At 67.1% G+C, this 10347-nt stretch carries 6 protein-coding genes and 1 tRNA gene; 5 read left to right on the top strand and 2 right to left on the bottom strand.

Annotated elements, in window-relative coordinates:
- Complete coding sequence (locus ACYQ1H_RS07885; RefSeq protein ID WP_460027500.1) at window positions 1-4356, bottom strand: DEAD/DEAH box helicase; 4356 nt, start codon at window positions 4354-4356, stop codon at window positions 1-3.
- Between the two features lie 49 nt (window positions 4357-4405).
- The gene (gene tsaD, locus ACYQ1H_RS07890; RefSeq protein ID WP_460027501.1) at window positions 4406-5419 is read right to left on the bottom strand and encodes a tRNA (adenosine(37)-N6)-threonylcarbamoyltransferase complex transferase subunit TsaD; all 1014 of its coding nucleotides are present in this window, start codon (window positions 5417-5419) and stop codon (window positions 4406-4408) included.
- A 114-nt stretch (window positions 5420-5533) separates the two neighbouring features.
- Here tsaD and rpsU point away from each other — a divergent pair, with 114 nt between their 5' ends.
- The 5 genes from rpsU to ACYQ1H_RS07915 all read left to right on the top strand — a co-directional run bounded on the left by rpsU (window position 5534) and on the right by ACYQ1H_RS07915 (window position 10134).
- Window positions 5534-5773 carry a 30S ribosomal protein S21 gene (rpsU, locus tag ACYQ1H_RS07895; RefSeq protein ID WP_460027502.1) on the top strand — a complete coding sequence of 80 codons (240 nt, stop codon included), beginning with the start codon at window positions 5534-5536 and terminating at the stop codon, window positions 5771-5773.
- 6 nt (window positions 5774-5779) lie between these two features.
- Window positions 5780-6229: a GatB/YqeY domain-containing protein gene (locus ACYQ1H_RS07900; RefSeq protein ID WP_460027503.1), complete on the top strand. Its 450-nt coding sequence runs from the start codon at window positions 5780-5782 to the stop codon at window positions 6227-6229.
- 182 nt (window positions 6230-6411) lie between these two features.
- Complete coding sequence (gene dnaG / locus ACYQ1H_RS07905; RefSeq protein ID WP_460027504.1) at window positions 6412-8148, top strand: DNA primase; 1737 nt, start codon at window positions 6412-6414, stop codon at window positions 8146-8148.
- An 84-nt stretch (window positions 8149-8232) separates the two neighbouring features.
- Window positions 8233-10041, top strand: a complete 1809-nt coding sequence (gene rpoD, locus ACYQ1H_RS07910; RefSeq protein ID WP_460027505.1) for an RNA polymerase sigma factor RpoD — start codon at window positions 8233-8235, stop codon at window positions 10039-10041.
- A 16-nt stretch (window positions 10042-10057) separates the two neighbouring features.
- Window positions 10058-10134, top strand: a tRNA-Ile gene (locus tag ACYQ1H_RS07915).
- The last annotated feature ends 213 nt before the right edge of the window (window positions 10135-10347 follow it).

The following is a 10347-nucleotide window of genomic DNA, read 5'->3' on the forward strand; positions in this document are numbered from 1 at the left end:
CTAGCCGCCGAGGTAGGCCTTCAAGCCGGGCGGGATGGGGCGCCGCAGCAACCGGTTGCGGTAGTCCCAGGCTGACTCGCCCGGCTCCATCAGGAAGTCGACCTGCCGGCCGGCCAGCACGGCGACGGGTGTGCCGCCCCGGTAGAGCAACCGGTTGCCGGCCAGTGCCGGCACCCGGCTGCCGGGGGTGACGATGCCGGCGAGGTTGAGCGGATCGGCGGCGCTCAGGGTGATCAGCGTGTCGTCGACGGTCTGCCGGCGCACCGTGCGCAGCAGCTCGACCGCTACCGGCAGCGCGAACTGCTCGCCGAAGTGCCCGGCGACGAACCGGCCGCCGCGCAGGTCGCCACGGGCCTCCAGGCGGCGATAGCTGCGCAGCAGCTCCAGCCAGGGCGGCGCGGTCGGCTCCCGCGTCAGCAGGGCGCGGAAGATGACGCCGTAACGTCGCAGCAGCGTGCCGGCGGCATGCTCGACAGCCTCCTGGCGGGCCGCCGCATCCGTTGCGGCCGCCAGTTCCGCCAGCGGTCGCAGCAGCGTCCAGCGGCCGGCCTCCTCCATGCCCAGCGCCAGATGGCGGTAGCGCTGCTTCTTCTGTTCCGGTACCAGCAGGGCGCGCAGGCCGGCGAAGCTGTCGGACGCGGCCAGGCCGCGCGCCACCAGCTCCGCCAGCGCGGCCTCCAGCGGCGTCTTCAGCATTCCGCTGGCCTCCGCCAGCTCCTCGAAGAACAGGGCGCCGCGCCGGTCCAGAATCTCGGCTACCCGCTGGGCGCCCGGGCCGAGTCCGGGTGGCCCGGCGGTCGTCGCGAGCCGCCGCCAGGTCGCCAGATGACGCCGGCCGAGGAAGGCCAGCGGCGAGGCCTTGATCGGACCCGGGCCGCTGCCCGGCGCACTCAGCCGGGTCCAGACCACCTTGCCGGCCAGGCAGAGGCTGTCCAGCCAGGCCGGGTCGTAGTCCTGCAAGCGAGCCGGCAGGATGTCGCCCTCCCAGGCGCTGGCGGCTGCCTCGAACCCCTCCAGTTGCGCCAGCTGTGCCGCCAGGGCCTGCGCGCCCTGCTGCCGGGTTTCGGGATGTACCCGCTGCCAGCGGAACAGGAAGCGCATGAAGTCACCGGTGGCGACCGGCTCGATTTCCTGCCGCAGGCGGTTGAGCGTGTAGCGGTGGATACGGGCCAGCAGGCGCCGCTCGCACCATTGGTCCGCTCCGGCTCCGCTATAGGCGCCGCGCAGCAGGTAGCCGTCGGCCTGCAACGCCAGCAGTGCCTGCTCGATCTGCCGCACGGGCAGGTGCAGGCGGGTGGCCAGTTCGTCGGCCGCGACCGGCCCGGAACAGCCCACCCGGCCCCGCAGGATTTCCCGCAAGGCCTCTTCGGGCGTCCAGGATGGCGCGAGATATTCGGCTGGCAGGTGTGCCCAGAGCCCCGGGTTCGCCAGCCGCGGCCCGCCGGGCGATCCGTTTGCGTGCCCAGGATCGCGGGGCGCGTCGCTGCGGATGCCGGGATGGATCGCGCCGAACAGCGGCAGCCGCTCCGCCGCCACCCAGAGGCGCGCGCCCATGCCGAAGCGGATCTCCGCCGCCCGATCCTGCCGGGCGAGTGCCTGGAACCATGCCGGCCAAGCCGATCCGCCTTCCTCGGGCGCCAGGAAGCCGGTCGTCATCAGGGCATCGTGCAGCTCGTCCGGGCTGCCGGCTGCCGGCCAGGCCTCCTGCCGCACCCGGTCGATCGCGGCGGGATCGAGACGGGCCAGGTCGCCGGCCTCGGCCGGGTCCAGCCAGCGGCGGCTGGCGACGGCACGGGTGCGGCGCTCCTCCAGCGGCGCGCCGTCGAGAAAGCTGTAGACCCGGCTGTTGACGATCTCCGCCGCCAGCGGTGACGGTTCGGTCAGGTCGCGACAGACCACGCGAATCTCGCCCCGCTCGATGGCGCCGAGAATGCGGGTCAGCCGGTCGATGTCCATGGCCTCGGTCAGGCAGTCGTGGATGGTCTGGTTGACCAGCGGATGATCGGGAATCTCGCGGTCGCCGACGATGTTCTCCAGGCAGGCGAGCTGGTCGGGAAACACCGCCGTCACCAGGTCCTCGGCCTGCATGCGCAGCAGATAGGGCGGCGTTTTACGGCCGCCCTGGAAGCGCCGCAGCGCCAGCGAGCAGACGGCGTTCCAGCGCCAGCGCACGGTGAACATGGGCGCATCCAGCAGGGCCTGGACGAGAATGTCGCGCACCGTCCCGGCCTTGAGATACGCGGCGACATCGGCCAGCTCGAAGCTCTGCGAGCCACCCAGCGACAGGATCAGGGCATTCTCGGTGGCGGCCGCCTGCAGCTCGAAATTGAACGAGCGGCAGAAGCGCTTGCGCAGCGCCAGGCCCCAGCCGCGGTTGACGCGGCTGCCGAACGGCGCGTGGATGATGAACTGCATGCCGCCCGATTCGTCGAAAAAGCGCTCGAACACCACCGTGTCCAGCGTCGGCAGGACGCCCAGGGTCAGCTTGGCGGCCGCTAGGTAATCCACCGCCTGCCGGGCGGCGCCGGCATCGATGCCGACCTCGTCGACCAGCCATGCCTGCGCGGCGCGGGTGTCGATCGGCGCGTTGCCATCGGCTGGCTCCGGCAGGCGCGGTGCCAGCGTCTGGCGCAGATGCGCGACTGCGCCGGACAGCTCCCAGGTTCGCCCCGGTGCCTCGCCGAACCAGAACGGGATGCTCGGCGGCTGGTGGTGCGCGTCCTCGACCCGCAGGGTGCCGCCCTCCAGTCGCAGCACCCGCCAGCTGGCATTGCCCAGCTGGAAGATGTCACCCGCCATGCTTTCGATAGCGAAGTCCTCGTCCACGGTGCCGATGAATTCTCCCTGCGGTTCGAGGATCACCCGGTATTCGGCGTTGTCGGGTATCGCGCCGCCACAGGTGATGGCGGTCAGGCGTGCGCCCTTGCGTGCCCGCAACCGCCGGTGGATGCCGTCGCGGTGCAGGTAGGCGCCGCGCTGGCCGCGCCGCGTGGCATAGCCTTCCGCCAGCATGCGGACGACGGCATCGAAGGTCGTCCGCGGCAGGTCGCGATAGGGCCAGGCGCGCCGCACCAGCTCGTAGAGCTCGTCCTCGCCGAAATCCTCGCCGGCGACCATGGCGACAATCTGCTGGGCCAGTACATCCAGCGGCTGCGCGGGGATCTCCAGCCGGTCCAGCTCGCCGCGCCGGACGGCGTCGATCATGGCGATGCACTCGATGAGATCGTCGCGGCTGGTGGGGAACAGGCGTCCCTTGGGCAGGCCGCCGGCAAAGTGGCCGGAGCGCCCGACCCGCTGCAGGAAACCGGCGATGGAACCGGTGCTGCCAAGCTGGCAGACCAGGTCGACGTCGCCGATATCGATGCCCAGTTCCAGCGAGGCGGTGGCGACCAGGGCCTTGAGCTGGCCGGTCTTGAGCCGGTGCTCGGCGGACAGGCGCTGCTCCCGCGACAGGCTGCCGTGATGCGCGGTGACCTGCGCCTCCCCCAGGCGCTCGCTCAGCGCCCGCGCCAGCCGCTCGGCCAGCCGCCGGGTGTTGACGAAGATCAGCGTGGTCCGGTGGGTTTCGATCAGCGCCGCCATGCGGTCGTGGATGTCGCCGGCGGCGTCGCCGGACAGCACCGCCTCCAGGGGCGAATCCGGCAGCTCGATGGCCAGATCCAGCGCCCGTCGATGGCCGGTGTCGATGATGCGGCAATCGCCGCCGCCAGTCAGGAAGTCGGCCACTGCCTCGATCGGCCGCTGGGTGGCGGATAGGCCGATGCGGTTGAGCGGGCGGGCGGCAAGGCGTTGCAGACGCTCCAGCGAGAGCGCCAGGTGGGCGCCCCGCTTGCTGCCGACCAGGGCATGAATCTCGTCGACGATGACGGTGCGCACGGTGGCCAGCATGCGCCGGCCGCTCTCGCTGGTCAGCAGGATGTAGACCGATTCCGGCGTGCTGACGAGGATGTGCGGCGGGCATTTGCCCATGCCGGCGCGCACATGGGCGGGCGTGTCGCCGGTACGGACCTGGGTGCGGATGGCGCACGACATGGCGCCGTGCTCGAACAGGCGCGCATGGATGGCCTCCAGGGGTGTTTCCAGGTTCTTGTGGATGTCGTTGCCGAGTGCCTTGAGCGGGGAGATGTAGAGCACCCGGGTCTCGTCCGGCAGGCCGAACGTCTCGCCCTCCCGGACCAGCTCGTCGATGGCGGAAAGAAACGCCGCCAGGGTCTTGCCGGACCCGGTCGGTGCGGCAATCAGCACCTGGCGCCCGGTCCGCAGGGCTTCCCAGGCGCCCCGCTGGCAGGCGGAGGGTGCGGCGAAACTCGCCTCGAACCAGTCGCGAACGACGGGGTGAAAGCTGGCCAGGGTCATGGCTGCCGGCCATTCCGCCGGAAACCGCGGGCCGGTGCTCTCATCCCGGTCACGCCGGGCAGAGTTCGGTCATCGGCCAGCGCGGCCGCGCGATGATTTCGGCGGGCTCCCGCTGACCGGCCAGGAGGCGCTGGCAGCCGGCGTAGGCGATCATGGCGCCGTTGTCGCCGCAGAAGTCCAGACGCGGGAAATAGGCGACGCCGTTCTCTTCCCGCGCCATTGTCTCCAGCCGCTGCCGCATCAGGCGATTGGCGCTGACACCGCCCGCCACCACCAGCCGTTTCAGGCCGGTCTGGCGCAGCGCCCGGCGCGTCTTGATCACAAGCGTGTCTACCACCGCGGCCTGGAAACCGGCGGCGACGTCGGCCCGGTCCTGTGGCGATCCCCCGGTGGCCTGCAGGGTCACCAGTGTGTGCGTCTTGAGACCGCTGAAGCTGAAATCGAGGCCGGGCCGGTCGGTCATGGGATGGGGGAAACGGAAGCGGCCGGCATCGCCCTGTTCCGCCAGCCGGGCGACCCGGGGACCGCCGGGGTAGCCGAGTCCCAGCAGCTTGGCGGTCTTGTCGAACGCCTCGCCCGCCGCATCGTCGATGGATTCGCCCAGAATGGCATAGCGCCCGAGGGCTTCGACCTGCACCAGCTGGGTGTGCCCACCCGATACCAGCAGGGCGAGAAAGGGGAAGGCCGGCGGGTTCTCCTCCAGCAGGGGGGCCAGCAAGTGCCCCTCCATGTGGTGAATCCCGATGGCGGGGATGGCGAGGCTCCAGGCCAGGCTGCGGGCTACCGACGCACCCGCCAGCAGCGCGCCGATCAGGCCGGGACCGCTGGTGTAGGCAATGCCGTCGAGGTCGGCCAAAGTCCGTCCGGCATCGCCCAGCACCTGCCGGATCAGCGGCGTCAGCTTGCGGATGTGGTCGCGGGAGGCCAGCTCCGGCACCACGCCGCCGTACTCAGCGTGGGTTTCGACCTGGCTGTACAGCCGGTGCGCCAGCAGGCCTTGGCCGTGGTTGTAGAGCGCTACGCCGGTCTCGTCACAGGAGGTTTCTATGCCCAGGGTCAACACAAATGCTTTTTGCCATCTCAGCGTGGGAGGGTATAATTATCGGCTTTTATTTGGCCCCGGTTTGACCGGATCTACAACTTGTTGAATTCCTTAAGGAATCCTTGGAAAGCTTACATGCCTTCGATCAAAATCAGAGAAAACGAACCTTTTGAAATCGCAATCCGCCGTTTCAAGCGCGCCTGTGAGAAGGCGGGCGTCCTGTCCGAGGTTCGTCGCTGCGAGTTCTACGAAAAGCCCACCGAAGAGCGCAAGCGTAAGGCCGCCGCGGCAGTCAAACGGCATCTGAAGAAGCTTTCCCGCGAGCGTTTCGCGCTGCAGAACCTCCGCAAGGGTCGTCCGCAGACCGAGCGCTGAGCCGCGATGAGCGAGCTCAAGGCGCGGTTGCAGGCTGACATGAAGTCGGCCATGAAGGCCGGCGAGAAGGACCGGCTCGGTGTCATCCGGCTGATCATGGCGGCGGTCAAGCAGCGCGAGGTCGACGAACGCATCGAACTTGACGATGCCGAGATTATCGCCGTGCTCGACCGCATGACCAAGCAGCGCCGCGAATCCATCGCCCAGTACGAATCGGCCGGCCGCGACGACCTGGCCGCGGTCGAGAAGGCCGAGATTGAGGTCATCCAGCAATATCTGCCGCAACCCCTCTCAGAAGCCGAGATCGACGACCTGATCCGGGCGGCGATCGCCGAAACGGGCGCCGAGGGCATCGGCGGCATGGGCAAGGTCATGGCGGTCATCAAGGCGCCCATGCAGGGTCGGGCCGACATGTCCAGGGTCAGCGCGCGCGTTAAGGCCCTGCTCGGCGTCTAGGGCCGCGCTCCACGCGGCAGGCGGGCGTCAGGCCCGCCCGGATGTCCACCGCCTCGTCCCGTCAGCGCATCCATCCGGGTGGTCCTCCTGCCACCAGGATGCCCGGGTGATCCTCGATCGGACAGGCGCCGGTTGCCTCCGGCCATTGCGCACCTTTCGCAGGGCCTATCGTTTGGGGAAACATGGCCGGAAAAATCCCTGAACAGTTCATCCAGGATGTTCTTGCCCGCACGGACATCGTCGACCTGATCGACGCGCGGGTTCCCCTGAAGCGATCGGGCAGCAACTTCATGGCCTGCTGCCCGTTTCATCACGAGAAAACCCCCAGCTTTTCCGTCAATCGCCAGAAGCAGTTCTACTACTGCTTCGGTTGCGGCGCACATGGCACCGCCATCAGCTTCCTGATGGATTATGACCGGCTGACCTTTCCCGAGGCCATCGAGGAACTGGCGGGCCACCTCGGCCTGCCGGTGCCCCGGGAATCGGGCGCCGGGGAACCGCGTCCGCCGGGCGCGGCGGCGATCGAGCCGCTCTATGACATCCTGGAGCGGGCCAGTCGTCACTACCAGCAGCAGCTGAAGACCCACCCCGACGCGGCGAGGGCGGTGGCCTATCTGCGTCGCCGCGGAGTCAGCGGCGAAATTGCGCGCCGCTATCGGCTTGGCTTCGCGCCACCCGGTCCGCGCGGTTTGCCGCCGGAGTGGCCCCCCGAGCTGCTGCAACGCGCCGGCCTGACCCGGGATCGGGGCGGCGACTGGTTCCGGGATCGCGTGATGTTTCCCATCCGCGACCGCCGCGGCCGCACCGTGGGCTTCGGCGGGCGCATCCTCGACGAGGGGCAACCCAAGTACCTGAATTCGCCCGAAACGGACGTTTTCCACAAGCATCGCGAAGTCTACGGGCTCTACGAACTGCTGGAGAGCCGCCGCAAGCCGGATGGCATTCTGGTCGTCGAGGGCTACATGGATGTCATCGCGCTGGCGCAATTCGGCCTGCAGGAAGCCGTGGCCACCCTGGGCACCGCCACCTCGGCGGAGCAGGTCGGCCTGCTGTTCCGCTACAGCCCCACGCTGGTCTTCTGCTTCGACGGCGACGCAGCCGGCCGCAAGGCCGCCTGGAAGGCCCTGGAGTCCAGCCTCGCGCATCTGCGCGAGGGTCGGCAACTGCGTTTTCTCCTGCTGCCCGAGGGGTACGATCCGGACAGCCTGGTGCGGGAGGAGGGCGTCGATGGTTTCCGGCACCGCATCGAGGCCGCACAGACCTTTTCCGATTATTTTTTCGATCGCCTGCTGTCGGGGCTCGATATCGCCACCATCGAGGGACGGGCGGCGCTGGTGGCCAGAGCCCAACCCCACATCCAGAAGCTTCCGGGCGGCGTCTTTCGGGACATGGTCGAGCAGCATCTGGCCGCTTTGAGTCACCAGTCGCCGGCACAAGCCGCCCCGGCGACACCGCCCGGCGCCCGCGACCCCCGTCTGCGCCGGGATCGCACTCAAATCGCGGGGCACCCCTCCGCCATCCGCACCTTCCTGGCGCTGCTGGTCCAGCATCCACGGCTGGTCGAGCATATCGACACCGCGAGCGCGGCCCGGTTGGCGGCACTCGACCGCCATGGCGCCTTGCTCAGCCGGTTGATCGCCTACCTCGCCGAGCATCCCGACGTCAGCCCGGCCGGCCTGCTGGAAGGGTTCCGGGATATGCCCGAACACCGGGTTCTGGCGAAGCTCATGGCCTGGGATACCCAGGTCGGTGCCGACGGCATCGAGCCTACCTTCCTCGATCATCTGCGCCATCTCACGGTGGAATTGCCGCGCGCCAGCCGTCTCGAATGGCTGATCCAGAAATCCCGCCGGGAACCGCTTAGCGACGCCGAACGTGCCGAACTCCGCGCCCTGACCAGCGCCTCTCCCAGTCCCTGACGTCGCCTGCCATTCTTCTAATGAAGGCTCGAATGCGCTATACTGCGCAGTTCCCGACTTTTGGGTAGACACGGGAGTAGACCGATGGATCTCGAGCAACAGCAATCGTTGAAAGAGTTAATTGCCAAGGGCAAGATGCAGGGTTACCTCACCTACTCCGAGGTTAACGATCATCTTCCCGGCGATGTGGTCGACCCCGAGCAGATGGAAGAAATCATCTGCATGATCAACGATATGGGTATCGAGGTCCACGAGGACCGGCCCGATACCGACATGATCGCCGAAACGGCGGTGGTCACCGAGGATGACGAGGAGGAAGCTGCCGAAGTGGCGGCAGCGCTGGTTTCCTCCGTCGACACCGAGCTGGGGCGGACCACCGATCCGGTACGCATGTACATGCGCGAGATGGGTACGGTCGAGTTGCTGACCCGCGAGGGCGAGCTGAAGATCGCCAAGCGCATCGAGGAGGGCCTTAATCTCGCCGCCAACGAGCTGGTTCGTTTCCCTGCCTCCATGCACCATTTCCTGTCGGCTTTCGAGAATGTCGAGAAAGGCGAGATTCGCCTGTCCGAGCTGATTTCCGACTTCTATGACCCCAATGCGGACGAGGCTGCTCCGGTTGAGGCCCAGGCGGCACACGAGGGTGATGCCGACGATGCCGTCGAGGAAGCTGAGACGGGTCCGGATCCCGAGGTCGCCAAGGAGAAGCTGGCGATCTTCAGCAAGCGTCTCAAGACCGCCACCAACGCGCACAACAAATACGGGGCCCATCACGAGAAAACCCAGAAAGCTTTCGACGCACTTGCCGAAACCTTCATGGAATTCAAGAAGACGCCGCTGTTTTTCAAGGAGCTGACCGAAATTCTGCGGCGTACGGTCGAACGCATCCGCGAGGAAGAGCGCCTGATTCAGGACATCGTCGTCGGCCGAGCCCGTGTCCCCCGGGCCGAATTCATCGCCTCCTTCGTCGGCAACGAGAGCAATGCCGATTGGCTGACGCCCTGGAGCGAGGCAGGCAAGCCGTACAGCAAGGTACTGGCAGCCCACGCGGAAGACATCAAGGCGGCGCAGGCGCGCTTGGCGCAGGTCGAGAAGGAAAACCTGATCTCCATCAAGGACATCAAGGACATCAACCGGCGCGTCTCGATCGGCGAGGCGCAGGCTCGTGCCGCCAAGAAGGAAATGATCGAGGCCAACCTGCGCCTCGTCATCTCGATCGCCAAGAAGTACACCAATCGCGGACTACAGTTCCTCGACCTGATCCAGGAAGGCAACATCGGCCTGATGAAGGCGGTGGACAAGTTCGAATACCGCCGCGGCTACAAGTTCTCGACCTACGCGACCTGGTGGATCCGTCAGGCCATCACCCGCTCGATCGCCGACCAGGCGCGCACCATCCGCATCCCGGTGCACATGATCGAGACCATCAACAAGCTGAACCGGATCAGCCGTCAGATGCTGCAGGAGATGGGGCGCGAGCCGACGCCCGACGAACTGGCCGTGCGCATGGAAATGCCGGAGGACAAGGTGCGCAAGGTCCTCAAGATCGCCAAGGAGCCGATTTCGATGGAGACGCCGATCGGCGACGACGAGGATTCGCATCTCGGGGACTTCATCGAGGACTCCCGCGTCATGTCGCCAATCGAACATGCCACTGTTGCCAGTCTTCGGGAAAGTACCCAGCAGATTCTCGCCAGCCTTACCGCGCGCGAGGCAAAGGTTCTGCGCATGCGTTTCGGTATCGACATGAACACCGACCATACGCTGGAAGAAGTCGGCAAGCAGTTCGACGTCACGCGCGAGCGCATCCGCCAGATCGAGGCCAAGGCGCTGCGCAAGCTGCGCCATCCCTCCCGTTCCGAACAGCTGAAGAGTTTCCTCGATATCGAATAATGTAATGCAACGTTTCGGGCCTCTAGCTCAGTCGGTTAGAGCAGGGGACTCATAATCCCTTGGTCCTCGGTTCGAGTCCGAGGGGGCCCACCATATAAAACAGAGCCTTACCTGAGAGATCGGGTAGGGCTTTTTTATTGGTGCTACCCAGGTGCTACTTTGCACCGGACGCGGATTGCGCCCGCACTGACCTGCCCCTTTAGACGTGCCAGTGTTGAGTTGGCGAGTCCAAGGTTGTGGAGACTACTTGATCTCCGGTGATTGCCTTGCATCGCCAACGCGCTGGCGATGCAAGGCGGCGAAGCT

Source organism: Methyloparacoccus murrellii, assembly GCF_054657115.1.

Bases quoted from the DNA above. Each gene is read 5' to 3' on its own strand.
- ACYQ1H_RS07885 (WP_460027500.1), bottom strand. From the start codon at position 4,356: ATGACCCTGGCCAGCTTTCACCCCGTCGTTCGCGACTGGTTCGAGGCG.
- rpsU (WP_460027502.1), top strand. From the start codon at position 5,534: ATGCCTTCGATCAAAATCAGAGAAAACGAACCTTTTGAAATCGCAATC.
- ACYQ1H_RS07900 (WP_460027503.1), top strand. From the start codon at position 5,780: ATGAGCGAGCTCAAGGCGCGGTTGCAGGCTGACATGAAGTCGGCCATG.
- dnaG (WP_460027504.1), top strand. From the start codon at position 6,412: ATGGCCGGAAAAATCCCTGAACAGTTCATCCAGGATGTTCTTGCCCGC.
- rpoD (WP_460027505.1), top strand. From the start codon at position 8,233: ATGGATCTCGAGCAACAGCAATCGTTGAAAGAGTTAATTGCCAAGGGC.